Source organism: Actinoplanes sp. NPDC021490 (assembly GCF_055562135.1).
Window position 1 is genome coordinate 75692 of the sequence record NZ_JBVHFW010000024.1, and the last position, 25271, is coordinate 100962.

A 25271-nucleotide genomic window follows, 5' to 3' on the forward strand; every position below is an offset into this window, starting at 1 on the left:
ATGGCCGCCAAACCCGTCGTCGTCTACGGCGCCTCCGGCTACACCGGCCGGCTGATCTGCGAATATCTGCGCGAGTACAACGTCCCGTTCGTCGCCGCCGGTCGGGACGCGGCCAAGCTCAAGCAGTCGATGCAGGAGAACGTGGCCGGCATCGAGACCGCCGACTACGAGATCGCCGAGGTCGGCCACGACGTCGAGGCGCTGACCGAGCTGTTCGCCGGGTCGTCGGTGGTGTGCAACACGGTCGGGCCGTTCAGCGTCTACGGGCCCGAGGTGGCCGAGGCCTGCCTGGCCGCGGGCACGCATTACCTGGACACCACCGGCGAGCAGGACTGGATGATCACCTGCGACGAGAAGTACGGCGCCGAGTTCGCGGCGGCCGGGCTGCTGCTCGCACCGGGCATCGCGCAGATGTACACGACCGGCGAGATCGCGGCCGAGTTGTGCCTGGAGAAGCCGGGTCTGGACACACTGGACATCGCGGTGTTCTGGGGCGGCAGCCCGACCGTCGCCTCCACGCTGACGATCCTGGTCAACGCGGCCACCTCGGGCGCGTTCCGGCTCGAGCAGAACCGGTACGAGGCCTGGGATCCCGAGGCCGGCCTCTATCAGTTGGTCCTGCCGGGCCAGCACGAACTCGCCCTGGCGCTGCCGTGGGGCGGCACCTCGCATCCGGTCTGGTACCGCCGGGATCCGCGCGTCGCCAACGTCAAGGTGCTCGGCGGGGTGTTCAACCGGGCGCTGATGAACGGCGTACCGCAGATCGTCTCGGCCGCCGTCGAAGCGACCAAGGACATGGCACCGGATGAGCGGTACGCGGCCCTGACCGCCACCGCCGCGCAGGTGATGAACCAGATGCCGCCGCGGGAGAATCCGCGGCTGAACAAGTCGGTCGACTCGGTGCACGCCTCCGGACCGCTCGGCCGGGCGCATTGCGTCATCTATGGCAACTCCAACTACAAGCAGACCGGGCTGATGCAGGCGTACGCGGCCTATCACCTGCTGCAGCAACCGCCGCGGCGGGTCGGTTTCGCCTCGGGCTGTCAGGCGTTCGGGCACCGCGAGCTGCTCGGGGTGCTGGAGAGCTTCGGCCTGGTGCGCGAGCCGACGGTCACGGTGGAGCGCTGAGGCATGCGGCTCGCCGACTACCTCGACAAGGGGGCCTCGCTCGACCCGGACGCGCCGTGTTTCACCACGGACGGCCAGACCCGGACGTACGGGGAAGTGCAACGGCTCAGCCGGCGGGTGTCGGCGGCGCTGGCCGCGCACGGGGTCGTTCCCGGAGATCGGGTGGCGGTGCTCTCCGGGAACGATCCGACCGCGTTCACCTGCGTGTTCGGTATCAGCCGGGCCGGCGCGGTGTGGTGCCCGATCAACCCGCGCAACGAGGCGTACGAGAATCGGGAATTGCTTGATCTTTTCGGCTGCAAGGTGCTGATCTACGACAAGGCGTTCGCGCCGCTGGTGTCCAAGATCAGCGATGGCCTGCTCTGCCTCGAGACGGACGGCCTGGAAGCGGACGGCGACGTCGATCGGCCCGCGGTGGACGACCTCGCCATGATCGTCGGCACCGGCGGCACCACCGGGCGGCCCAAGGGCGTCGAGCTGACCGGGGCCAACCTCGAAGCGATGACCGCGATCACGCTGATGAGCTATCCGTGGCCGGACCGCCCGGTCTATCTGGCGCTGGCCCCGCTCACCCACGCCGCCGGGGTGCTGTGCTTCCCCGTCCTGGCCAAGGGCGGAGAGATCGTCATCATGCGCAAGCCCGATGTCGGCGCGTTCGTCTCGCTCATCGGCGCGCATCGGGTGACGCACACCTTCCTGCCCCCGACGCTCATCTACATGGTTCTGGCCCACCCGGCGCTGGACGACGCCGATCTCTCGTCGCTGCGATGTTTCTGGTACGGGGCGGCGCCGATGTCCGCTTCGCGGCTGGAGGAGGCGCTGCGCCGGATCGGGCCGATGGCGCAGCTGTTCGGCCAGACCGAGGCGCCGATGATGATCTCGACGATGGCGCCGGCCGACCACTACCGGCCGGACGGCAGCGTCGCGGTGTCCCGGCTGTCCTCCGCCGGGCGCCCGTCGCCGCTGGTCACCGTGGCCATCATGGGCGCGGACGGCGAATTGCTGCCCCGCGGCGGGACCGGCGAGATCGTCTGCCGCGGATCGCTGGTGATGCGCGGCTACCACCGTGATCCGGCCGCCACCGAAGCCGCGTCGGCGCACGGCTGGCACCACACCGGCGACATCGGCTATCTCGACGACGACAACTATCTGTTCATCGTGGACCGGGCCAAGGACATGGTCATCACGGGAGGCTTCAACGTGTATTCGACCGAGGTGGAGCAGGCCCTCATGCAGCATCCGGCGGTTCAGGACTGCGCGGTGATCGGCCTGCCCGACGACAAGTGGGGCGAGCGGGTGACCGCGATCCTGCAGCTGCGCGACGGCGTGACGGTCGACAAGGCCGAGGTCGCCGCGTTCGTGAAGGAGCGCCTCGGCAGCGTCAAGACGCCCAAGCAGATCGAGATCTGGGACGACCTGCCGCGCTCGAAGGTCGGCAAGGTCCTCAAGGTCGACCTGCGTCAGAGGCTCTGCGCGGCCCCGGATTCGAGCGAGGCGTAGCAGCTTTCGACCAGCTGCAGCGTGCGCAGGCCGTCGGCGGCCGTGGTGGGCGCGGCGCCCCGGCCGGCGACCTCGAGCATCAGCGCGCGCATCGGGCCGGCGAACGCGTCGGGAATCCAGCGCGTGGTCACCGGGTACGGCAGCCAGCCGTCGGTCGGCAGCCGCGACGAGTTGACCTCGACCGTGTCGGGACGGCCGTGCGGATAGTCGAGGAGCATGCCGATCGAGCCCCGGATCGAGCCTTCGGAGCCGTCGATGCGGAACGTCGCGGCCTGGTCGCCGGTGTGGTTCTCGTGGTTGACCTTGACCAGGGCGTGCCGGCCGCCGGCGTACGTGAGGGTCGTCAGCGTGCGCGTCTCCCCCGCTACCGCCTGGCCCGGCCGCCGCCCGCCCGCGCAATAGACCGCGGCCGGATCGCCCAGCAGCGCCCGCACCGTGTCGAAGTAGTGGATCGAGTGGTACATCAGGTCCAGCCGCGGCGACGTGACCAGCCAGTCCCATGCGGTGAAGTCGGTCTCGATGTCGACGTCGATGATCATGACGGTGACCTCGCCGATCCATCCGGCCGACGCCATCGCGCGGGCGGCGGCCATGCCCTCGCCGTAGCGCATCTGGTGGTTGACGACCAGCGAACGGCCGGCCGTCCGGGCCGCTTCGACCAGCGAGGCGGCCTGCTGAGAGTCCACGGCCAGCGGCTTCTGCGCGAGCACGTGCTTGCCCGCGTTCAGCGCCCGCCGCACGATCTCGGGCTGCGCCTCCGGCACCACGGCCACGTCGACGATCTCGATGGCCGGGTCGGCGAGCATCTCGTCGAGCGTGTAAGTGCGCGGCAGCCCGAATTCCCGGCCCACCTGCGACGCCCGCGCCTCGGAGAGATCGCTGATGCCGGCGACAGTCAGACCCGCTTTCCGGTACGCCGGCAGGTGCGCGACCCGGGTGATGGCGCCCGCGCCGACCACGCCGATCGTCTTGCGCACCTCGGCCGGGACGGTCAGGTCACAGGCTTGCGCGATGGGCCGCAGCAGATCCAGCACGATCATTCTCCCGGTCGGCGTGTAGAGAGCTTGTGCGCACTGAATTATCAACGAGCGGGCCGGAAACCGAGCGTTCGATAGCCCGGCATGCGACTGCGCAGGGCGGCGGCCAGGATCGGGATCGCCGGGTCGTGATAGTCGTGGACCTCGGCGACATCCTTGCCCGGCGCCACCCGGATCACCCGCCCGGCGTGCTGGACCAGCAGCCCCTCGAACGAGATCGGCCCGGCCAGGAAAAGTGTGTCGAGCGCGGGCGCGTCAAAACCGTCACCGACGAACGCCAGGGTGCCGACCGCGAGCAGCCCCTCACCGGCCGAGCCCCGGGCGAGCCGGCGCGCCGCGACAACCCGATCGGCGGCGCTCATGCCTCCGCGCAAGGCCAGAGCCCGATGCCCGCGGGCCGCCAGCAGCGAGGCCAGGATCGTCACGTGCGCGACCCAGCGCGTCAGAACCAGGCAGTTGCGGCCGCGCGCCAGGGCCGCCGAGACGTCCCCGACGATCCGGGCGTTCCGCGCGTCGTCCACGATCAGGGCGCGGTGCACGGCGTCCGGCGCCGGGTTCGCCTCGTCCAGCCGGAAACCCGTCTCGTGCACGAACAAGACCCGGTGTGCCATGCTTCATGACTATAGGCGAGCGACAAGCCCCACCGCGGGGCCGGCTATCGGTAGTAGCCGTTGTTGTCGCAGGTCTTGCGCTCGAGAATGCAGTTCTTGGTGCGCTTGTTCATGGCGTCCGCGTCCCACATCACAAAGGCGTCACCGTGCATCGAGGACGCGCTCTTGCCCTGCGGATCCGAGGACAGGTAGTAGCCGGCTCGAGTGCCCTTGGCCCCGTACTGGATGTCGAAGGTGATGGCCGGGATCCGCACCGGGTGGCTCGACGGGCAGCCGTTGTCGTCGCCGTACTTGACGTGGTCCTTGTGGTTGGGGCTGTCCAGGTTCTTGCCGTCCCAGCAATCCGGGAACTGCAACATGAAATGCAGCGTGGCCGGCTCGCCGCAGATCGGCCAGTTGCCGTTCGTGCTGCGGGCAACGCCGTCGAGGTCGCCGGGACCGTAGAAGGCGCAATAGAACTGGCCCTGGGCGCCGCGCGGGGTCGGCACCTTCTTCTTGGCGTCGCCGGCGATCAGGCGCAGGCCGTTCGGCATCGGCATCACGTCGTCGGAGTTCTTGCGCAGCGAGCGGTAATAGACGCGGAAGCCGGTGGTCTCGACCGGCTTCTTGGTGGCGTTCTCATAAAGCGTTGGCACCCAGTAGGCCGAATGGTCCTGAACGGGCTTGCAGGTGCTCGCGGTGAACTTCGTCAGGTCACCGGCCGTGGTCCCCGAGTCGACGGCCTTGTTGCCGACGAACGAATGCATGTGCGAGGCGCCCGGAAGCCCCGGAAACACAATCGGGTCATCGGCGCGGCGTTGACTGTATTTGCAGTCGGCCCGGAACTCCGGCAGATCCCCCACGCCGGCCGGCACGGGGTCGACCTTGCGCGCCTTGTAGGTGTCGACCTGTTTCTGCCAGGCCACCCGATCGACCGGAATCCACCCCGCCCGCGCAGGGGTGGCGGCCGGTTTCGCGGCTCTCGCTTTCGGGACACCCGCGGCCGGGCTGGTCGGAATCGGAATCGGGGTCGTGGCCGTCGCCTTCGCCGTCGCCGTCGCCGGACCGTCGGAGGCCACCGTGCCGGCCACGGCCACCGAAGCGCTCGACCGGGCGCCGCTCTCGCCGGTACCGGCCAGGGCCACGGCCGCCGCCGCGCCGACCACGGCCACGACCGCGACGCCCGCACCCACAGCGATCGCCGTCCGCCGGGGCCGGCGATGCTTGGACTGCGCGTTCGCCGAGTTCGACACAGGTCGCTCCTCACCCAGGTTTTTGATCACCGGATGAGGAGACGGCCGGCCACACCGCCGATAACAATAACGACGGCTTTTACTGCGCGCGCAGGACGGCCACCAGGAAGTCGGATTCCGGCGTGAACGGGCGCAGATCCCAGGTTCCCAGCAAAAGATCGGCGGTCAGGCCGACCTTCGCCGCGTCGGCCAGGAAGTCGTCGAACGCATATCCGCGCCCGGAGCCGAACCCGACGACGAAGCGGCCACCGTCCCCCAGATGACGCCTCGCCCGGCCGAGAATCTCGACGCGGGTGCCCGGCGCCACGAAGGTCATCACATTGCCGGCGCAGACGATCACGTCGAACCGGCCGGGCAGGTCGAGCTCGCTCAGATCCCCGACCAGCCATTCGGCCCCCGGGTGATCGGCGCGCGCGGCCTCGATCAGCTTCGGGTCGAGATCGACGCCGACCACGTCGTGCCCGGCCACCGCGAGATGACCGCCGACCCGTCCCGTGCCGCAGCCGGCGTCCAGGATGCGCGAGCCGCGGGGCACCATCGCATCGATCAGACGCGCCTCGCCGGCCAGGTCGGCCCCCGACTCGGCCATCTTGCGGAACCGGTCGATGTACCACTGGGAGTGGCCGGGATTCTCGCGGAGAAGCTCGAGCCAGCCGTTCTGATCACTCATCGCCCCGATGCTAACCGGCGGCCCGCTTCACCAGGTCGGCAATCCGGGCCTCGACCTCGGGAGTGAGGCTGGTGACAGCAAAGGCGGTCGGCCACATCGCGCCGTCGTCGAGCTGCGCCTCCTCGTTGAAGCCGAGGGTCGCGTACCGGGCCTTGAACTTGGCCTTGGCCTGGAAGAACACAGTAGCCTTACCCCCTTTCCCGTACGCCGGCATGCCGTACCAGAGCCGCGGCGCCATCTCGGGCGCGGCTTCCTTGACGATCGCGTGCACCCGCTCGGCCAGCACCCGGTCGTCACCGTCCATCTCAGCGATCTTCTCGAGCACCGCCGGCTCATGATCCTTCCCCTTGGCGCCCCGGCTCTTCCGAACCTCTTGCGCCCGCTCCTTCATGGCCGCGCGTTCCTCGGTGGTGAAGTTCTCGCTCATGCCCCGACCCTACGAAGCCCACCGGCCACCGGCTTCTCGAATCCTGATCACTTCAGCCGCGGGCGCGGGCGACGACCTCCTCGACGGTCAACGGGCTGCGCGGGTGATGGGTCAGCGACAGCGGCGTACGGATCTTGCGAGGTGCGGCTCCCTCGGCCGCCAGGTAGAACTCGCCGGTGGTCAGGCGAGAGATGTCGGGCACGTCGCCGCCCTTGGCCTTGGCCATGTCCCGGGCCGCCTCGATCTGGATGGGGCTGTTCATCAGGCCGTACATCTGGGTCGCGGCGTTGCCGGGGATGCGGTTGTGCAGGCCCTTCGGCGCCTGGGTGGCAAAGATCAGGCCCAGGCCGTACTTGCGGGCCTGCGCGGCCAGCGCGAGCGTGCTCTGGGTGCAGGCGGTCATCGCGCCGGACGGTGCGAACGTCTGCGCCTCATCCATGATCAGCAGCCCCAGCAGCGGGCGGTCGCCGGCCGGGTTCTTCTTGATCCACGCGAAGAGCGCCATCTGGAGCTGATTGACGAAGCTCTGCCGGGCGTCGTCGGAGGGCAGGCCGACCAGGCTGATCACCGAGATGCGGGCCCGCTTGCCGGGCGCGGGGGTCAGCAGCAGGCCCGGATCCATGGGCGTGCCGTCCCCGCCGAACAGCGGGTCGTTGACCATCGCGGCGGTCAGCGACTGTGCCAGGCCCAGGGCGATCTTGTCGGCGCCGTCGATGTCGATCAGCCCGTCGGGCAGGTCGCCCAGCGTGTCGATGAGCCCCGGCAGCCGGCTGCCGCCGCGCCGGCCGTAGTGCTCGACCGCCTTGCGCAGCACGGCCAGTCCGAGCTGGGCCTTCGTGGTCCGGCCGGTGACCCCGGCGCGCGGGGCGAGCGAGGCCACGGCCGCCTCGACGGCCTCGGTGAACTCGTCCTGGTCATCGCGCACGCTGCGGAAATCGGGCAGCGGCTGGAAGCTGAGCGGGCGGCCGGCGGCGCGCCTCGGAGTCCAGACAACCACGTCCGTACGGGCGAGGTAGTCAGCGGCCTTCGTCTCGTCGCCGGGCCGCCAGGCGGCGGGCGGTTCGGGCCAGGCCTCACCCAGGCGGGCCAGGTCGTTGTTGGGATCGAGGACGATCGCCGAGACGCCCTGCAGCGCGCACTCCTCGACGATGCGCCGGATCAGCACGGTCTTGCCCGACCCGGAGCCGGCGAAGATCGTCGTGTGCTTGCGCAGAGCTTCGAGCGGCAGGTCGGCGGGCGCGCCGTCCTCATGTCCGTAGCCGACGACAAAAGCCGGCCCGGCGGCCGCTTCGAGCACGACCTGCTCTTGCTCGACCTGGGCCGGCTCAATTTCCGGCGGCTCAACCTGCGGCGGCTCGGCTGCGACGTCGTGAAGGGCCTGACGCAGGAAAGCGAGGCCGTGCGCCGGGCGGCGTTCGATCAGCCAGCCCTGCAGGTCCATCGTCGTCTCGGTCAGCATCACCTGCAGCGCCGAGAGCGTCCGCAGGTCGTCCTCGCTCAACGCCAGCGTGAGGTTGCCCTGCTGTTCCAGCTTTCGAACGGCGGCCCGCGTACGCTCCCCCGCCGCCCACTTTCCGTTGCGCAGCAGGAAGAGCCGGCGGTTGGACATGCCCGCGTCGACGGCCGCGGCCATGGACGCCTTGCGGAGGCGGGACAGGGCCGCGCTGTGGTGGTGCTCGTCGCTGATCGCGCGGAAGCTCCAGTGCGCCTGGTCCTCGGTCTGCTCGTTCAGGGTGAGGACCAGCCGCGCGTGCAGCGGCGGATCGTTGCTGGGCGGAGGGTCCACATTGAACGCGTCACCCGCGTCGCCCCGCTCCAGGATCCACGCGGTGAGCCCGGCCGCGAGCAGCGGCGGCATCACCCTGTCCTCGGTCTCGCGGGCGAGCGGGGTGAGCACGTCGGCCGCCTTGCGCAGTTCGGCGAACCGGGCGTCGAAGTCCTCCCCGCCGGTCGACGTCTTGCGCTCCCGCCTTTCCACGGACGTCGTCTCGCCGAGTCGCTCGAGCAGGCGTACCTCGTCGTCGTCGATGCAGGCCCGGACGTGCTGGTCGATCTCCTTGAGCAACTGCCGCGGCGTGTAACGCCCGGCGTGCGCGAACGCCTGCGGCGCGACCGGCCACGTGGCGAACGGCGGCTCGAACCCGATCTCCTGATAGCGCGGCAGGAACCGCTTCTCGACGATCGCCCAGGCCAGGTCGTCGTCGTTGATGCGCTGCAGGGGCGGAGTCAGGCGGAACCGGTCGGCCACCGTGTCGGCCGCGGCGGTCGTGATGATCGTCCAGGAGTTCGGGATGCAGGCCAGCACGGTGAGCGTCCGCCGGGTGATCTGGCGCAGCGTCATCAGGCCGTCGGCCATCCGGGCCAGCATCAGCGCCTGCTCGGGATCCACGATGGACGCCGCGGCGAGCGCCGGGTCGCTTTGCACGGCGACCTGGGCGATCAGCGTGTCGATCTGATCGATGGCGATCACGGATGGGCCGGTCAGTGCGAGCAGCCACGACAGGTCCTGGACGATGAGCTGCGCGGAACGCGGCGCCCGGCGCATCCCCCAGACGTGACGTTCCCCCGGCACGTTCTCCTCGCCTGAGATGAAGTAGTTCTCGGCCAGGTCGCGGTGGGCGACGTCGTCGGAGGCGGCCAGGGCCAGAGCCCGCGCCGTCTCCTGGCTCGACCGGGCGACCTGCCGGTCGAACGCGCCCAGCCCCTCGATGAACGCGTCGAGGTCGGGGCGGGTCAGGTCGGTTTCGCCCATGACCGCCCGCCGGGACTTGCGTGGCGCCCCGACCATCGCCGACAGCCGGCGCAACAACTGGGTGAGCTGGGTCTGAGCGGTGCCCGGGACGGGACGGGCCAGACCGTCGAGCATCGCGGCCAGCACGCTGTCCCAGAAGCTGCCCGCGTCGAGCAGGCTGACCAGGAAGAAGTAGCCCTCGCGAGCCTGCACCTGCTGACGGACCCAGCCGAGCAGATGCGTCTTGCCCGAGCCGCGCTGCCCCTGCACCACCAGGCCGACCGGGCTGGCATCCCGGCTGGCCTCGGCCTCGGCGAAGCCGTCGGAGATCTCGCGGATCGCCGGCATGTGCAGGCCGTCGACGTGGAACGGCAACGGCCGCCAGATGTCGTCGGGGACGGGCGCCCAGTTGAAGCGCAGCGCCTTGAGCGCCGCTCGTTCCGCCTCGTTCATCACACCCCGACCGCCAGCAGATGGTTCTCCTGCCCGCCGAGCCGCAGCGCGGCCTCGTGGTCGGCGGCGGTCAGGGCCTTCTGGTTCGACTCCGGGACGATCGTGACCGCGCCCCGGTCGCTGAGCTGCCGCAGCGCCTCGTCGAGCCGCTCGCGAGACACGTCGGCGAAGAAGGGACGCAGCCGCCGCAGGCTCACCCAGTTGCCGGGCGCCTGCGCGAGCGCCTCGGCCGCGGCGAGGATCCGCGGGCCCAGATCGGCCGGACCCGCCACCGGAGCACGCATTTCGGTGTGGGCGAACAACTCGGTGAGGTTGGCCGCGCCGCTGCGCTCGACGATCCGGTCACGCAGGTGGGTGTGCAGGGCGGTCAGCGCGGCCCCGAGCGCCGTGGCGCCGCGCGCCTTGAAGTCGAAGTCGCTCTGCATCCGCACCCAGCCCTTGTCGTCGAGCTGCAGCGCCGTGGTGCGGCCGGCCTTGCGGCTCGAGACGTAGTGCAGCCGGGCCAGCTTGTCGCGAGACGGTTTGCGCACGTCGAGCCCGTACCGCTCCCGCAGTTCGGTGTTGAGCACCTCGCGCGCCTCGACCATCAGCACCACGAGGATCGCGGCCTCCGAGGGAGTCAGGTCATCGCCGGCCATGGTCATGTCCTTCCGCGTTGTCGCGGCGCCGGGCTCGCACGTACGTGCCGATCTGATGGACCACGGCGCCGAGGTCATGGGTGATGCGGGCGTTGGTGAAACGAAGAACGGCATGGCCGTCGAGTTGCAGCTGCACATCGCGGCGACGGTCCGCCTCGAAGCGCACGGGATGACAATGCTCGGGCCCGTCGATCTCGACCACGCACCTTTCGTCCGGCCAGAACAGATCCAGCCGTACGGGCGGGGTGAGCTCGTTGGTGCGATAAGTCTGGTTCCACCGGCGCCCGGCCGCCCACGGCTCCCCGGCCAGCGCGGCCTCGAGGGCCGCCTCGGCCGCGCTCGCGTGGTGCGGCCGGCCGTGAACGGTCCCGGCCGGTCGATCCGATGTCCCGGCCGGCCGGGCGATCGAGGTGCGGAAGACCGGAACGCGATCGCTGGTCGCGCCGAGCAACCAGACGGCCGGGCCGCCGTTGTGCACGAGCCACTCGGCCCCGGCCACCACCGCCGGACCGTCGGTGTCTCCGATCAGGCTGACGAGCAGAACCGTGCGGCGGCGGCCGAACGCCTCGGCGACCAAGCGGGCCAGCTGCCGGGCCCGGACGCGCAGAGGTGACGTCGATGGCGGGCGACGGCCGGTCAGCGCGAGGACGGCGAGGTCGGTCAGGAACGTACGGGGGAAGCGGCCTTCGCCGGCCATCTCGGCCGCGAGCAGGCGGGCCGCGGCGAGGCCACCGACGTCGGGCCGGGCCGTGCTGGCGCCGGGAAGCCAGGCGGGCAGAAGCTCGACCGCTACCCGTTCGAGATCGGCGACCGCGGCCGCGGCGAAGGCGCCGGGCGTCACCGAGCCGTCCGGAACGCGGGTCACGATCGGTGCGAGGTCGTCGCGTTCGCTCACCATCAGACGCGCGAGCTCATCAACGCTCACGCCGTCGATCGAGGCAACCCGGTCAAGCGGAACATCCGCGACGATCATGCCTTCGCGCATTCCGCGGCCAGTGTTCTCCACCCTCTCGCAAGCACGAACGGCGCTCCCCGGGACAGCTTACGAATACCATCTCCGAACCGCCACGTCATAGGTGCGATCCTTTCCCGCCGAACAGCCGATTGCCGCGAACCGCCGCACCTTCCGTCGCAGCTCAGCGTCCGGTTCGGCTCGAACTTGGACCCTGGTATCAAGATCGCGGATACGCATTCGTGATCAGCATCTCGAGTATTCGAGCGGCAATTCAGAGCCGGCCAATGCGGCAAGGATCGATTGCCATCTGTTGTTAGGCTCCGGGGCTGCCGGACGACCAGCAACGAACGGACTGATCCGTGACGTCGCGACCGAGAAGCCACGGCTCCGGGGACTCCTCGGAGCCGCCCGATGAAGGCGGGAGTGACCCGCCCTCATCCCCTGGCGGCAACAGCGACCCACCGGACGACGGCAATGACGGAACTCCGCCGCGTCCATTGGGGGCGGGCGACGACGACGGGAGCATTGCCGGGCAGCAGCGCGCTCTGGGAAAAGTCGCTATCCGGGGCCGGCCGGGCTCGGGTCGAGACGCCCGGCCGGCCGCAGAGTTTACTGCGTCAGCATCGGCGCGGTCCGACGATGATGTCGCGCTGGCCGACGCCTTCCGGGTCTTCGATCAGCTCAGCGATGTTCCGCCGGTGGTCGACTTCGTCCGGAACGATCATGACAACGATTCCGCTCATACGCTCGAGAAGCACGGCAACCAGGTTCCGCTCAGGCGGGAACCGGACCGCAGGACGATTGAGGGCCGCATTTACAAAGACTTCGGATGGAGTCAGCGCGCGACGCAGTCGTTCAAGTGGGACAGCGAACGAGTCATGAGCGACGAGGTGAACGCCTATGTGCATCGTAATTGGGACACGATCCGCAGCGACTTGGCACTCGATGGCGAGCACCGGGCCGAATACCACGCCGGCCACCGTGTGGGCGAAGGATTCTTCAACGGCGGGCTGGACGGCGGCGGGCCTCGTGAGGCGCTGTACATGATGGCCAGCCGGGTACGCATCCAGATCAGCCTCACCGATTCGGATCCGGCCCAGATGTTCATCGTCACCGCATTCCCCGTCGGACTACTACGGTGAGGTTCATGGAAATTCCGGAGCCCCTACGCGCACGGCTGGCCGAACGGGAAGCGCGCTCGGACCTGGAGAAGGTGCGGTCGTTGCTGCAGAGCTATGTCGAAGACTCCGACGGCATCGACGAGATCCGGGACGGGCTCGCCCGGACCGTGCGGCGCAACACCTACTTCCTGAGGCAGGAGCTGACAGCGATCGAGTCGCTCTTGAACTCGGATCTTCCCAGCGGGACGCTGTTCCGCCTGGTCGCGGTCAACGGGAATTGGGATCTGGACCATGATCCGACCGACGCGGGGGCTGCCGTGTTTCTGCGCGAACTGGCCGGCTGGGTCCAGGAAGCCATTGACGCCGCGGGATGACGGCGGGGCCCCGGGCCGCATCCGTCGCCGTTGACGCGGCGGGGTAAGAAGAAAGGGTGACCGAGCCTTTCCTGGATCCGGACAGCTCTCGTGACTATCTGCGGGACTGGAAGGGGCGTGTGGATCGGGCCGCGGCCGCCACCCAGGCCATGAGTGAGCGGCTCGCCGACGCGCGGATCAGCGCCGCCGACGGCAACGGGCTGGTCGAAGTGACGATCGATTCCAGTGGTGTGCTGGTCGATGTGCGGTTCACCGACAAGATTCAGCGGGTGCCGCCCGAGGCCGTGTCGCGGGCCGTGATGGGGGCCCTCGGCAGCGCTCGGGGGAAGGCGGCCCGGCTGACGCGGCAGATCATCGATGAGACATTGGGGCCCGATTCGATGGCGGGGCGCCTCATCGAGGAGCGGCAGCTGCGGGGTGCGGGCGGTGAGTGACGGGTTTTCGGTCGACGCGCAGCAGGTGCGGGCCCACGCGGCCAAAGTGGAGTCGATTCAGGAGCGGTTCGCGGCGGTCCGGGCGGCCAGCACCGCGATTGTTCAGGACGATGCGGCGTACGGGCTGCTCTGTGGCTGGATGGCGGGCATTCTCGAGGCCCGGCACGCGAAGCAGGACGAGCTTTACGCGTACGTCGAGGAGAATCTTCGCCTGGCGTCGGAGGCGCTGGTTCGCACGAGCCAGGACTACGAGGCTTCCGATGACGCGGCGGCTGAGCGGCTGCGCCGGGCCGGTGGGCTCGGATGACGAATCTGATCGCCGTCGCGTCGACCGGGCCGGGCACGTCGGGGGCGTCGCTGGTCGACAGCTTTCAAGGCTTGCATCAGTCGATCGCGGGTGGCAGCTGGGTCGATCAGGCACTGGCCGGTGGGGCGTTCGCGCTGGAGGCGGCGTCGGCGGTGCTCGACCCGTTCAGCACGCTGCTGGCCAACGGGCTGGGCTGGGCGATGGAATATTTCGAGCCGCTCCGCGAGATCCTCGACAAGCTGGCGGGCATGCCCGCGCGGGTCGCCGCGCACGCCGCCACCTGGGAGAACATGGCCGGTGAGCTGGCCGCGATGTCGGCCGGGCTGCAGGACGCGCTGGCCGGCGACCTGCCCGACTGGACGGGGCCGGCGGCGACGACCTATCAGGGGCTGATGGCCAACAACGTCGACGCGCTGGGCGGGCTCGCGTCGCTGGCGTCGACCATGGCGGTGTCGACCGAGGCGGCCGGCAACCTGGTCATGTTCACCCGCGATCTCGTACGGGATCTGATCGCCGACCTGGTGGCGCGGGTGATCGTCTGGGCCGCCGAGTCGTTGCTGATCGTCACGATTCCGGTGGTGGCGGCGCAGATCGCGTCGGCCGTGGTGAAGTGGGCCGGGCGCATTCTGGGCTACACGACGGCGCTGGTCACCAGCCTGACCAACCTGACCCGCCTGGTGAACGGCTGAAGCGTCACCCGTGGGCGTGAGGCCGGTAGTCACTTCGTCATGTAGTCGTGTCATCGTCAGCGTGTGAATGATCAGCGCCGGACGCCGGCCTATCTCGACGAGATCCGCGTGCTGATGCACGAGGTGCTCGCGGCCGGCGATCCCTCGCTCCCCGCCGCGGCGATCATGGCCGTGTTGCGCGACCACCTCGAGACCGAGGAGTTCGCGACCAGCCTCTACCTGCTGTGGGGGTTCCTCGGCGAGATCGAGTGGGAGCGCGACCGGGCGGCCGACGCGGCCCGTGAATGGCTGGAACTCGACCATCGCGACCGCGGGACCGTCCGGGCGTACTACGACCACTGGCTCTTCGACGTGTGCGGCTACCAGCGGCCGTGAAGGAAAGCTCCGTCGCGGGCCGGACCGGCGCGGGGCGCAACCGCGCCGTCCCTCGCCGGCCCGCGACGGACGACTGACTACACCGGCTCGAGGGCCGGTTCCACCGAAGTCCACTGGGCCGACTCGGCCGAGCGGCTCACCGCGTCCAGCACCAGCTGCACCTGCAGCGCGTCGGCGAACGACGGCGTGGGCTGCTGACCGGTGGCGATCGCCTCGATCAGGTCGCGCATCTCGTGGGTGAACGTGTGCTCGTAGCCGATGCCGTGACCCGGCGGCCACCACGCCGCGATGTACGGGTGGTCGGCCTCGGTCACCAGGATGCGGCTGAAGCCCTGCTCGGCCGAGGGCAGCGCGGCGTCGTAGAACTCCAGCTCGTTCTGCCGCTCGAAGTCGAACGCCAGCGAACCGAGCGAACCGTTCAGCTCCACCCGCAGCGCGTTCTTGCGGCCGGTGGCGAAACGCGTCGCCTCGTACGTGGCCACAGCTCCCCCGTCGAGCCGGGCCAGGAACAAGGCGGCGTCGTCGACGGTGACGTCGCCGAGCCCGGTGCCGTCGGCCGAGGCGGTCAGCCCGGTCGAGCCGGACGGCAGCGGGCGCTGCTTGACGAACGTCTCGGTCAGCGCCGACACCGAGTTGATCGACTGGCCGGTGACGAACTGGGTCAGGTCGATGATGTGGGCGCCGATGTCGCCGAGCGCCCCCGAGCCCGCCAGTTCCTTGCGCAGACGCCAGACCAGCGGGAACTGCGGATCGATGATCCAGTCCTGGAGGTACTGGGCGCGGACGTGCCGGATGGTGCCGATCCGCCCCTCCTGCACGAACTTCCGCATGAGAGCCACGGCGGGCACCCGGCGGTAGTTGAAACCACACATTGCCCGTACGCCCGAGGAAGCCGCCACGGCCGCCGCCGCGGCCATCTCGCGAGCCTCGGCCACCGTGTTGGCCAGGGGCTTCTCGCACAGCACGTGCTTGCCCGCGGCCAGCGCGGCCAGGGCGATCTCGGCGTGGGTGTCGCCCGGGGTGCAGATATCGATCAGGTCGATGTCGTCCCGTTCGATGAGCGATCGCCAGTCCGTGGTGTGCTCGTCCCATCCGAGCTTCGCGGCGGCGGCCGCCACCCCCTCCGGGGAGCGGCCGCTGACCGCGGTCATCCGTGCCGACAGCGGCAGGTCGAACGCATGGTTGACGGTGCGCCACGCCGTGGAGTGCGCGGCTCCCATGAACGCGTAGCCGACCATGCCGACCCGCAGCTGTTCCGACATCGAATCTCCTTTTTAGAGCCGCTCGGTCAGAAGCCGAGCTTCGCGTACTTGTCCGCGTTGTCCTTGGTGATCGTCTCGGAGGCGAGCGTGATCTCCTTGGGCACCTGCAGCTCGACCAGGTCGCTCAGGCCCTTGCCCTGCCCGATGAGCCGGGCCAGGGAGATGGCCGAGGACGCCATCGACGGGCTGTACGTCACGGTCGCCTTGAGCACCGAGTTGTCGGCCTTGATCTGGTCGATGGCCGCCTTCGAGCCGGCCCCGCCGACCATGAAGAACTCGCTGCGGTTGGTCTGCTTGATCGCGGCCAGCACGCCGATGCCCTGGTCGTCGTCGTGGTTCCACAGCGCGTCCATCTTGGGCAGCGCCTGCAGCAGCGCGGTCGCGGCGGCCTGGCCGGAGTCGGCGGTGAACTCGGCCGGGCGCCGGTTGGCCACCTTGAACCCGTACTCGGCCAGGGCGGTCTTGAAGCCCGCGCTGCGCTCCTGGGTCAGTTCGAGCGAGTCGATGCCGGGGATCTCGCCGATGACCGGGTTGGCGACGTTCTTGGCCTTGAGCTGCTCGCCGATGTAGTGACCGGCGGCCAGGCCCATGCCGTAGTTGTCGCCCTTGATCTGCACCCGGAACGCGGCCTGGGACGGGAACGCCCGGTCCAGGTTGATCACCGGGATGCCGGCCCGCATGGCCTCGAGGCCGGCCGCGTCGAGCTCCTTGCCGTCGTGCGGCAGCATCACGATCACGGTCGGCTTCTGCGCGACCAGCGTGGAGATGGCGGCCCGCTGTGCGGCCGCGTCGGCGCCCGCCTCGACGGCCTTGAACTCCACGTCGCTGTAGGCCGCGGCCTGCGCCTTGGCGTTGTTGGTGATCGCCGCGAGCCAGCCGTGGTCGGCGGCCGGAGCGGAGAACCCGATCGTGACCTTCTGGCCGGAGGCGGCGTTCGGGTTGGCGCTCGCGTCGGTGTTGGCGTTCACCTGCGCGCTGTTGTCGGGTTCGTTGCTGGTGCAGGCGGTGAGAAGGGCGCCGGCTCCGACGGCCGCGCCGCCGAACAGAATGCGCCTACGGGACAAAGCAGACATGATTCCTCCAAGGGGGTACCCGGGCCGAGCGAAGCCGGGCAAAAGAGATCAGCGCTTGAACAGGTGAGTGAACGACTTGTACCGGAACTGCTGGATCAGGACGGCGGCCACGATGATCCCGCCCTTAACCATGTTCTGAACCTCGGTGGAGAGGTTGTTGATGGCGAACAGGTTGGTGATGGTGGAGAACACCAGCACGCCGAAGAGCGCACCGACGATGGTGCCACGGCCACCGCTGAGCAGCGTGCCGCCGATGATCGCCGCGGCGATCGCGTCGAGTTCGTAGAGGTTCGCCATGGCGGCCTGAGCGCTGGTCGCCTGGGACGTGAGCATGATCGCGGCGATGCCGCAGCACAGGCCGGACAGCGCGAACAGCAGCATGGTGTGCCGCTTGACGTTGATGCCGGCGAGCCGGGCCGCCTCGGGGTTGCCACCGACGGCCACCGTGCGCCGGCCGAACGTGGTGCGGTTGAGCAGCACCCAGCCCGCGATGACGACGACGGCCAGGATCCACACCAGCAGCGGGATGCCGAGCGGGCGGGTGCTGGCGATGTCGTTGATCGTGGAGTTCGTCGAGATCTGCGTCTGCTTGCCGGAGATCTGCGCGGCCAGACCGCGGGCGGCGACCATCATCGCCAGCGTCGCGATGAAGGACACGAGTTTCCCGTACGCGATCAGGACGCCGTTGACGAGCCCGACGACGGTTCCCACGACGATCGCCGTGAAGATCATGCCGCCGGCCCCGTAGCTCTGGGTCGCGAGCGTCGTGGACCAGACCCCGGCGATGGCGACGATCGCGCCGACGGACAGGTCGATGCCGCCCCCGATGATCACGAAGGTCATGCCGACCGTGACCACGCCGATCGCCGACGCCTGCTGCAGGATCGTCAGGAAGTTGTTCTTGACCCAGGTCGGGTCGCTGTAGAGGTCGGGCTTCGTGACGATGCCGACGATGATGAGGAGCACCAGCACGCCGACCAGACCCAGATTGCGCAGGGTGTTCTCGTCGATCTTGCGGCGTTCCTGCTTGGCGGGCGCCTCAGGGGGCGCCGTCTGGGTAGTCATGCTGGCTCCCCTTCCAGAATGGACTCAGTGGTGAGCGAACCCGACATGACGAGGTCCAGAACGGTGTCCTCGTCTATCTCGGTCGCCGGCGCCTCTCGGATGATCCGGCCCTCCCGCATGACCAGCACGCGGTCGGACAGGCCGAGCACCTCGGGCACCTCGCTCGACACGAGCAGCACCCCGACGCCACGTTTGGCCAGGTCCTGAATCACCTGGTAGAGCTCGGCCCGGGCGCCGACGTCGACACCGCGGGTGGGCTCGTCGAGCAGCAGCAGCTTGGTGTCGTCGAGCAGCCAGCGCCCGACCACCACCTTCTGCTGGTTTCCGCCCGAGAGCGTGCGCACCGGGCGGGAAACGTCGCGCGGTCGCAGTTCGAGCAGGTCGGCCGTCTTGGCGGCGGCCTTGCGCTCGCCACCCACGTCGGTGAACCCGGCCTTGGCGAAGCCCGAGAACGACGCGAGCGTCATGTTCTTGTAGATCGGCTCGTCGAGCAGCAGCGCCTGGCTCTTGCGCTCCTCGGGCGCCATGCCCATGCCGTTGCGCACGGCCCGGCCGACACCGGTGATCCGCTTGCCGTCCAGCGTGACCGTGCCGGCATCCGCGCGGCGGGCGCCGAAGATGGTCTCGAGCAGCTCGGACCGGCCCGAGCCGACCAGGCCGGCGATGCCGACGATCTCGCCGGGCGCGACCGTGAGGCTGGCGTCGGCGAACTCGCCCTTGCGGCTCAGCCCGTCGACGACCAGCAGCGGCTCGTGCGTCTCGGCGGGGCGGCGGGGCGGGAAGACGTACTCGATGGACCGGCCCGTCATGCGGCTGACCAGGTCACGCGTCGGTGTGGTGCGGGCCGGCAGGTTGGCGGCGGTGGTGCGGCCGTCCTTGAGCACGGTGACCCGGTCGCCGATCTCGCGGATCTCCTCGAGCCGGTGGGAGATGTAGATGACCGCGATCCCCTGGGCCGTGAGCCCCTGGATGATCCGGAACAGGTTGCCCACTTCATCATGAGCGAGCACAGCGCTGGGCTCGTCCATGACGATCAGCTTGGCGTCGTGCGAGAGCGCACGGGCCATGCTGACGATCTGCTTGCCGGCGGCGGGCAGGTCGCGCACCGCCGTCCGCGGCGGGATCTCCGGATGGCCGAGGCGGGTCAGGATCTCGCGGGTCTTCTGCGCCGTGGAACGCCGGCGGGTGAATCCGAAACGGGTGTCCTCGTGACCGAGGAACGCGTTCTCGGCCACCGACAGGTCGTCGACGAGGTCGAGCTCCTGATAGATGGTGGCGATGCCGGCCCGCATCGCGGCCTGCGGGGTGGCCGGCGCGAACGGCTCGCCCAACCACGTGATCTCGCCGCCGTCGGCGTGGTGCACACCGGCCAGCGTCTTGATCAGGGTGGACTTGCCGGCGCCGTTCTGCCCGAGCAGGCAGTGCACCTCGCCGGCGCGCACCTCGAGCTGCACGCCGTCGAGAGCCCGTACGCCCGGGAAGGTCTTGACCACGTCGGTGAGGCGCAGGACCACCTCCCGGGAGCCGTCGCCTTCGTTCTGCTCCGGCGGGGCCGGCACTTCGTCATCGGTTTTGAGGGCGGTGGACGCGTCTTCACGCGGGGATGGACTGCTCATGACGCCTGCTCGAATGCCGTGTCGCTGGCCAGCACCGCGGCGCCTGTGACGCCGGCCCGGCTGCCCAGCTCCGAAAGGACAACGGGAAGGTTGCCGGTGGCCAAGGGAAGCGACCGGCGGTAGACCACACTGCGGATCTCGGCCAGCAGCACGTGCCCGAGCTGGGCCAGGCCGCCACCGATAACGATCATCGAAGGGTTGGAGAAGGACACCAGGGTGGCCAGGACGCCGCCGACGCGGCGGCCGCCCTCGCGGATCAGGCGGATACAGGTGACGTCACCCTCGGCGGCGCCGTCGGCGACGTCGCGGGCGGTGATCGTGACGACCGGCTCGGGCCGCTCGTCGTCGCCCCGGTCGTCGCGGTTCTCCTCGGCGCTGAACGCGGCCGCGAGACGTTCGGCCAGGGCCGGCGACTCACCGGAACGGGCGGCCGCGATCGCGTCGCGGGCCAGGGCCGCGCCGCTGAACAGGGCCTCGAGACAACCGGTGTTGCCGCACGAGCAGACCGGTCCGTTCGGGTCGACCTGGATGTGCCCGATGTCGCCCGCGCAGCCGTCGACCCCGCGATAGACCGTGCCGCCCAGGTGTATGCCGCAGCCGATGCCCGTGCCGATCTTGACGAACAGGAAGTCGTCGACCGAGTGCGCGACACCGCCGTGCCGTTCGCCGATCGCCATGATGTTCACGTCGTTGTCGACGACGGCCGGGCACCCGTGTTCGCGCGCGAGCAGTTCCCGTACGGGATATCTGTCCCACCCCGGCATGATCGGCGGCGACACCGGGACGCCGTCGCGGTAGCTCACCGGCCCGGGAACGCCGATGCCGACCGCGTCGAGCCGCTCGTAAGCCCCGTCGGTGCGAGCCTTGTGCAGCAGCTCATTGACCCGTTGCAGTATGGTCCTCGGCCCCGAGCGGATGTCGGCGGTTTCGCGGTAGGTCGCGACCGGCTCGAGCCGCCCGTTGGTCACCTCGATGTCGATCGAGCTGGCGCCCAGGTCGACCGCGGCGAACCGGAGTCGCGGGTCGAGCTCGACCAGAGTCGACCGGCGCCCGCCGCGCGAGGCCGCCATGCCCGCCTCGGCGATCAGACCGGCCGCGACCAGTCGCTCGACCTCGGCCAGCAGGCGCGGGCGGGTCAGCTCGAGACGATCTCCCAGTTCAGCGCGCGACACCGGTCCCTCGTCGCGCAGCAGGCGCAAGACCCGCAGGTGGGGAGCATCGGCCACGTGCACAAAGACCTCCGGAGACGCTTAACACCGGAGTAACCCCTCGGTGTTGTGACGGTCACAGTAGGCGCGTTGTGCCTCGGGAGTCCATACCTTCTCGAAGATCATCGCAAACTTTTGTCTATTGGAGCAAAAGTTGGGTTTGTTATCGGCCGTTGACCTAGGTGTGGTTTTGGCTCTGGACATGCTCGAGCCCCCGGCGCGCGGAGGTCGCCAGGGGCTCGATTCGTGCCTGTTAGTTGGTGCTCAACCCTTGTTCACTGCCCTTTTTGATCTTGCGATCGTCGCGCAGCTCAAGGAACGGCTCGTCCGACGGGTCGTGGCCGGCCGCGATGGCCCGGCCCCGCTCCAGCTCGGCGTCCAGTTCGGCGCCCAGGAGGATCGCGATGTTGGAGATCCACAGCCAGACCAGGAAGGCGATGACACCACCCAGGGTCCCGTACGTCTTGCTGTAGTTGGCGAAGTTGGCCAGGTAGATCGCGAACGCGCCGGAGGCCACCAGCCACAGCACCACGGCGAAGATGCCGCCCGGGCTGACCCAGCGGAACCCGCCGGTCTTGGCGTTCGGCGAGGCCCAGTAGAGGATCGCGAACATCAGGCTGACCAGCAGGATCAGCACCGGCCACTTGGCGATGTTCCACACCGTGACGGCGACGCCGCCGAGGCCGATCTGTTCGCCGACGACCTTGGCCAGGTCACCGGTGAAGACGACGATCACGGCCGAGAGGATCAGCATGATGCCGATGACCGCGGTGACACCGACCCGGATAGGCAGCGTCTTCCAGATCGGCCGGCCCTCGGGCACGTCGTAGACGGCGTTGGAGGCGCGCATGAAAGCGGCCACGTAGCCGGACGCCGACCAGAACGCCAGCAGCAGACCGATGATCGCCGCGAAGCCGGCCGTGCCGGTGTCCTTGACCTGGCTGAGGACCGTGTTGACCAGTTCCTCGATCTGCTGGTTGTTGGCGATCTCGCCCACCGTGTTCTGTACGGTCTGCTGCCCGTCCTCGCTCAGCATGCCCAGGATCGACACCAGGACCAGCGCGCCCGGGAAGATCGACAGAACGCCGTAGTAGGTCAGGGCGGCGGCCCAGTCCGAGACGTTGTCCTCGGAGAACTGCTTGAAGGTCCGCTTGACCGCGGCGAACAGGCCCTTGCCCTTGAGCTGGGCCGGGCTGTCCGGACCGGCGCCGGGCGACGGCGCGGAGAGGTCGTTCTTCCGGTCCTCACCGGTGCGGGTGCTCGCGGCCGCGGCCACGTCGAAATCCTTCTCACCCTTCGACCGGGCGCGCTCCGCATCGGGCAAGGAGTTCGCCTTGTCGTCGTCGTGCTTGTGACCCAGCTTCATCGTCTTCCTCCGGCGCCCAGCATGTTTGTCTCCGGTCGTCCCGCTCGCCGCCGGCCACCCGCCGCGACAGGCATCAACGCCCTGTAGCCGTGATGCCCGCCACCAAGCACCCCTAACCCCGTTGCTCACCATCAGGAAAAATCGACCAGGGCTCAAAATCGCACGTCAGCGCGGCCCAGCAGCCCGGCAGCGCCTGAAGAGCCCGCCGCCCACCGAAAGGCCGCCCCCCGAAGATCACCCGTCAGACGTACGGACCGGCAGCGGCGGGTGTTGGCCGGGCCCAGGCCGCGGGCAGCAGGCAGCGGGCGGCATGCAGCGGGCGGCGGGCGCAGGCGGCGGGCGACGGGCAGCGGGCGCAGGCGGCGGGCGACGGGCAGCGGCGCAGGCGGCGGGCGGCCAGCGGCGGGCGGCCATCGGGGGCAGGAGGCGGGCGTGACCAGGCGACGGCCGGCGGGTGCGGGCGGCGGGCGGCGGGGGTGCCTGCCGCCTGCGTTACTTGCAGAGCTGGCGGGCCATGCGGCGGCCGGCGACGGTCAGGCCGAGGGCCATCAGGGCCAGGAGGTAGAGGACGTCGAGGAACTGAAGCCAGCCCGTGGTGCCGGTGCTCAGGGCTCGGATCAGGTCGACCGAGCGATACAGCGGCGTGGCCTCGATCAGCCAGCGCACGGCCGTGGGATAGGCGGTGGGCGGGACGAACGTGCCGGAGAAGAGGAACAGGGCGAACTGGCCGGACGCGATGAGGTCGAAATCCTGCCAGCTGCGGATGATCGTGGCGACCGCCATGCCCAGGGCGCCGAAGGCCAGGCCGACCAGCAGCGTCGCCGGCATCATGACCAGCGCCCGCGACCACGTGGTCAGGCCCATCAGCGTCATGATGACCACGAAGGCGGCCGAATAGATCACGCCGCGGATCATCGCCTAGGCCAGCTCGCCCAGCGCGATCTCGATCGGGCGTACGGGTGTGGCCAGGATGCCCTCGTAGAGCCGGACGAACTTCATCTTGCCGAAGAAGTTGAACGTCGTCTCGGCCAGCGCGCCGGTCATGGCCGAGGCCGCCAGCATGGCCGGGGCCACGAACTCGGCGTAGCCCACCACCTCGCCGCCGGGCAGCGCGATGTCGCCGATCAGCGCGCCGACCCCGACGCCGATCGAGAAGAGATAGAGCACCGGCTCGAGGAAGCCGGACACCATGACCACCCAGTACGCCGAGCGCAGCGTGGAGATGTTGCGTTCGGTCACCGAGGCCGCGCGCCGCCCCGTGCCCTCGAAGGACAGCAGGCGCGGCATCACCAGAGTCACCATGATCAGACCACCAACCGGCGACGGAAACGGGCGTTGACCAGCCACCAGCCGGCCGCGCACCAGGCCAGCAGCACGGCCACGTGCACGAGAGCGGGCGAACCGGGGTCACGGCCGAGCATGGCGTCCCGGCTGAGCTCGACGCCGTGCCACAGCGGGAAGACGTAGGCCACCCAGCGCAGCAGCCCGGGCAGCGACTCGACCGGGAAGAACACGCCGGAGAACAGCGACATCGGCAGCACGGCGAACCGCATCAGGATGATCAGATAGCTGTCGCTGGTGATGCTGGCCGCGTAGGCCATGGTCGGCGCGGCCGAGGCCATGCCGACGAGCAGCGCCACGACCAGGGTCATCGGCGCCCACCACGAATGCAGCGTGCCGAACGCGGCCGCAATCACGAGGAACGCGGCCGCGGTGAGCAGCACACGGAACAGCATGAAGGCGAGATGGCCGCCGATGATGTCGGCCACCCGGAGCGGGGCCGCGGCCTGCGCGAAATAGACCTTGAGCCACTCGAAATAGCTCAGCACCGGCCACGTGGCCTCGCCGAACGCCGCCTGCATGGCCGTCGACGCGATCAGCCCGGGCACGATCCAGTCGATGTAGGGCACGCCGTCGACGCCGCCACGCACGTAGGCCCCGACGCCGACGCCGAAGCCGAGCAGCGTCAGGAGCGGCATGATCAGCGTCGACAGGGCGCTCGACCGCCAGGTGCGGCGATAGTTGACCAGGTGGTATTCGAGAACGGAGACCGCGGGCGTCATCAGTCGACCAGCGTCCGGCCGGTGAGATGCAGGAACACGTCTTCCAGGCTGCTGCGGCGCACGAGCACGCCGGCCGGGCTGAGCGAGCGGCGGTTGACCTCGTCGGCCGCGTCGTCGCCGTCGGCCACGTAGAGCAGGATGCGGTCGGGCAGCACCTCGAGCCGCTCGCCGATGCCGGCCAGCTTGCCGGCGTAGGTCCCCTGATCGTCGGTGTTGAACCGCAGCTCGACGACCTCGCGCGTGGAATATCGCTCGATCAGCTCGCGCGGCGAGCCCTCGGCCACGATGCGACCGCCGTCCATCACCACGAGCCGGTCGCAGAGCTGCTCCGCCTCGTCCATGTAATGGGTGGTCAGCACCAGCGTCACGCCCTGCTGCTTGAGCCGGAACAACCGCTCCCACACCAGATGGCGGGCCTGCGGGTCGAGGCCGGTGGTGGGCTCGTCGAGCAGCACCATCTCGGGCTGGTTGACCATCGCGCGGGCGATAGTGAGCCGCCGTTTCATGCCACCCGAGAGCGGCTCGACCTTGCTGTCGGCCCGCTCGGTCAGCTGCACGAACTCGAGCAGCTCGTCAGCGCGGCGGCGGGCCTCCTTGCGCGGGATGCCGAAGAAGCGGGCATACGTCGTCAGGTTTTCCCGCACAGTCAGCTCGATGTCGAGGTTGTCGAGCTGGGGGCAGACGCCGAGCCGGGCCCGGATCTGCGGACCGTCGCGCCGAGGATCCATGCCGAGGATCTCGAGCACGCCGTCGCTGGGCGGGGACACGCACCCGATCATGCGCATGGTCGAGCTCTTGCCCGCGCCGTTGGGCCCGAGGAAGCCGAACGCCTCGCCCCGCCGCACGTCGACGTCGATGCCGTCGACCGCGGTGAAGTCACCGAACCGTTTGATCAGACCGCGCGCGTGTATCAGGGAGTCCACGCTGACGACCCTA

The 25271-nt window shown here is 69.5% G+C and carries 24 protein-coding genes and 1 pseudogene; 8 read left to right on the top strand and 17 right to left on the bottom strand.

Annotation, left to right across the window (positions count from 1 at the left end):
• Positions 1 to 1128: a DUF5938 domain-containing protein gene (locus ACZ3I4_RS43135; protein ID WP_465387940.1), complete on the top strand. Its 1128-nt coding sequence runs from the start codon at positions 1 to 3 to the stop codon at positions 1126 to 1128.
• A gap of 3 nt (positions 1129 to 1131) precedes the next feature.
• Positions 1132 to 2628 carry an acyl-CoA synthetase gene (locus ACZ3I4_RS43140; RefSeq protein WP_465387941.1) on the top strand — a complete coding sequence of 499 codons (1497 nt, stop codon included), beginning with the start codon at positions 1132 to 1134 and terminating at the stop codon, positions 2626 to 2628.
• On the opposite strand, the gene ACZ3I4_RS43145 is transcribed toward ACZ3I4_RS43140, so the two are convergent.
• The 8 genes from ACZ3I4_RS43145 to ACZ3I4_RS43180 form a co-directional block, all read right to left on the bottom strand.
• Positions 2589 to 3662, bottom strand: coding sequence for a Gfo/Idh/MocA family protein (locus ACZ3I4_RS43145; RefSeq protein WP_465387942.1), 1074 nt, complete (start codon positions 3660 to 3662; stop codon positions 2589 to 2591). The genes ACZ3I4_RS43140 and ACZ3I4_RS43145 overlap by 40 nt on opposite strands.
• A 47-nt stretch (positions 3663 to 3709) precedes the next feature.
• Positions 3710 to 4276: a DEAD/DEAH box helicase gene (locus ACZ3I4_RS43150; RefSeq protein ID WP_465387943.1), complete on the bottom strand. Its 567-nt coding sequence runs from the start codon at positions 4274 to 4276 to the stop codon at positions 3710 to 3712.
• A gap of 44 nt (positions 4277 to 4320) precedes the next feature.
• Positions 4321 to 5508 (bottom strand): DUF1996 domain-containing protein, encoded by a 1188-nt coding sequence (locus ACZ3I4_RS43155; protein WP_465387944.1) that lies wholly within the window; start codon positions 5506 to 5508, stop codon positions 4321 to 4323.
• Positions 5509 to 5587: 79 nt separating this feature from the next.
• Positions 5588 to 6178 carry a class I SAM-dependent methyltransferase gene (locus tag ACZ3I4_RS43160; RefSeq protein ID WP_465387945.1) on the bottom strand — a complete coding sequence of 197 codons (591 nt, stop codon included), beginning with the start codon at positions 6176 to 6178 and terminating at the stop codon, positions 5588 to 5590.
• Between the two features lie 10 nt (positions 6179 to 6188).
• The gene (locus ACZ3I4_RS43165; RefSeq protein ID WP_465387946.1) at positions 6189 to 6605 is read right to left on the bottom strand and encodes an iron chaperone; all 417 of its coding nucleotides are present in this window, start codon (positions 6603 to 6605) and stop codon (positions 6189 to 6191) included.
• Between the two features lie 52 nt (positions 6606 to 6657).
• The gene (locus ACZ3I4_RS43170) at positions 6658 to 9789 is read right to left on the bottom strand and encodes a helicase HerA domain-containing protein (protein WP_465387947.1); all 3132 of its coding nucleotides are present in this window, start codon (positions 9787 to 9789) and stop codon (positions 6658 to 6660) included.
• Positions 9789 to 10427 (bottom strand): hypothetical protein, encoded by a 639-nt coding sequence (locus ACZ3I4_RS43175; RefSeq protein WP_465387948.1) that lies wholly within the window; start codon positions 10425 to 10427, stop codon positions 9789 to 9791. Before ACZ3I4_RS43175 ends, ACZ3I4_RS43170 begins: the two co-directional genes overlap by 1 nt.
• Positions 10414 to 11352 carry an endonuclease domain-containing protein gene (locus tag ACZ3I4_RS43180; protein WP_465387949.1) on the bottom strand — a complete coding sequence of 313 codons (939 nt, stop codon included), beginning with the start codon at positions 11350 to 11352 and terminating at the stop codon, positions 10414 to 10416. Before ACZ3I4_RS43180 ends, ACZ3I4_RS43175 begins: the two co-directional genes overlap by 14 nt.
• A 389-nt stretch (positions 11353 to 11741) precedes the next feature.
• Between ACZ3I4_RS43180 and ACZ3I4_RS43185 the strand changes: the two genes are divergently transcribed.
• The 6 genes from ACZ3I4_RS43185 (at position 11742) to ACZ3I4_RS43210 (ending at position 14682) form a co-directional block, all read left to right on the top strand.
• Positions 11742 to 12524 (top strand): hypothetical protein, encoded by a 783-nt coding sequence (locus ACZ3I4_RS43185; protein WP_465387950.1) that lies wholly within the window; start codon positions 11742 to 11744, stop codon positions 12522 to 12524.
• Between the two features lie 5 nt (positions 12525 to 12529).
• Positions 12530 to 12877: a hypothetical protein gene (locus tag ACZ3I4_RS43190; protein ID WP_465387951.1), complete on the top strand. Its 348-nt coding sequence runs from the start codon at positions 12530 to 12532 to the stop codon at positions 12875 to 12877.
• Between the two features lie 56 nt (positions 12878 to 12933).
• Entirely contained in the window at positions 12934 to 13311 is a 378-nt protein-coding gene (locus ACZ3I4_RS43195) for a YbaB/EbfC family nucleoid-associated protein (protein WP_465387952.1), read from the top strand.
• A complete protein-coding gene (locus ACZ3I4_RS43200; RefSeq protein ID WP_465387953.1) occupies positions 13304 to 13618 on the top strand; it encodes a type VII secretion target in 315 nt (104 codons plus the stop codon). Before ACZ3I4_RS43195 ends, ACZ3I4_RS43200 begins: the two co-directional genes overlap by 8 nt.
• On the top strand, positions 13615 to 14307 hold the full coding sequence (locus ACZ3I4_RS43205) for a WXG100 family type VII secretion target (protein ID WP_465387954.1): 693 nt from the start codon (positions 13615 to 13617) through the stop codon (positions 14305 to 14307). The genes ACZ3I4_RS43200 and ACZ3I4_RS43205 overlap by 4 nt, the downstream gene beginning before the upstream one ends.
• Before the next feature lie 63 nt (positions 14308 to 14370).
• Entirely contained in the window at positions 14371 to 14682 is a 312-nt protein-coding gene (locus tag ACZ3I4_RS43210; protein WP_465387955.1) for a hypothetical protein, read from the top strand.
• A gap of 77 nt (positions 14683 to 14759) precedes the next feature.
• On the opposite strand, the gene ACZ3I4_RS43215 is transcribed toward ACZ3I4_RS43210, so the two are convergent.
• The 9 genes and pseudogenes from ACZ3I4_RS43215 to ACZ3I4_RS43255 form a co-directional block, all read right to left on the bottom strand.
• The gene (locus ACZ3I4_RS43215) at positions 14760 to 15944 is read right to left on the bottom strand and encodes a Gfo/Idh/MocA family protein (protein WP_465387956.1); all 1185 of its coding nucleotides are present in this window, start codon (positions 15942 to 15944) and stop codon (positions 14760 to 14762) included.
• A gap of 26 nt (positions 15945 to 15970) precedes the next feature.
• The gene (locus tag ACZ3I4_RS43220; protein ID WP_465387957.1) at positions 15971 to 17017 is read right to left on the bottom strand and encodes a substrate-binding domain-containing protein; all 1047 of its coding nucleotides are present in this window, start codon (positions 17015 to 17017) and stop codon (positions 15971 to 15973) included.
• Positions 17018 to 17065: 48 nt separating this feature from the next.
• Positions 17066 to 18082, bottom strand: a complete 1017-nt coding sequence (locus ACZ3I4_RS43225) for an ABC transporter permease (RefSeq protein ID WP_465387958.1) — start codon at positions 18080 to 18082, stop codon at positions 17066 to 17068.
• Positions 18079 to 19698, bottom strand: a complete 1620-nt coding sequence (locus ACZ3I4_RS43230; protein WP_465387959.1) for a sugar ABC transporter ATP-binding protein — start codon at positions 19696 to 19698, stop codon at positions 18079 to 18081. The genes ACZ3I4_RS43225 and ACZ3I4_RS43230 overlap by 4 nt, the downstream gene beginning before the upstream one ends.
• Entirely contained in the window at positions 19695 to 20930 is a 1236-nt protein-coding gene (locus ACZ3I4_RS43235; protein WP_465387960.1) for an ROK family transcriptional regulator, read from the bottom strand. The genes ACZ3I4_RS43230 and ACZ3I4_RS43235 overlap by 4 nt, the downstream gene beginning before the upstream one ends.
• Before the next feature lie 229 nt (positions 20931 to 21159).
• Positions 21160 to 22272 carry a YihY/virulence factor BrkB family protein gene (locus tag ACZ3I4_RS43240; protein WP_465387961.1) on the bottom strand — a complete coding sequence of 371 codons (1113 nt, stop codon included), beginning with the start codon at positions 22270 to 22272 and terminating at the stop codon, positions 21160 to 21162.
• A gap of 492 nt (positions 22273 to 22764) precedes the next feature.
• Positions 22765 to 23574, bottom strand: a pseudogene (locus ACZ3I4_RS43245) (ABC transporter permease).
• Between the two features lie 2 nt (positions 23575 to 23576).
• On the bottom strand, positions 23577 to 24335 hold the full coding sequence (locus ACZ3I4_RS43250) for an ABC transporter permease (RefSeq protein WP_465387962.1): 759 nt from the start codon (positions 24333 to 24335) through the stop codon (positions 23577 to 23579).
• Positions 24335 to 25258: an ABC transporter ATP-binding protein gene (locus ACZ3I4_RS43255; RefSeq protein WP_465387963.1), complete on the bottom strand. Its 924-nt coding sequence runs from the start codon at positions 25256 to 25258 to the stop codon at positions 24335 to 24337. The genes ACZ3I4_RS43250 and ACZ3I4_RS43255 overlap by 1 nt, the downstream gene beginning before the upstream one ends.
• Between the last annotated feature and the right edge of the window lie 13 nt (positions 25259 to 25271).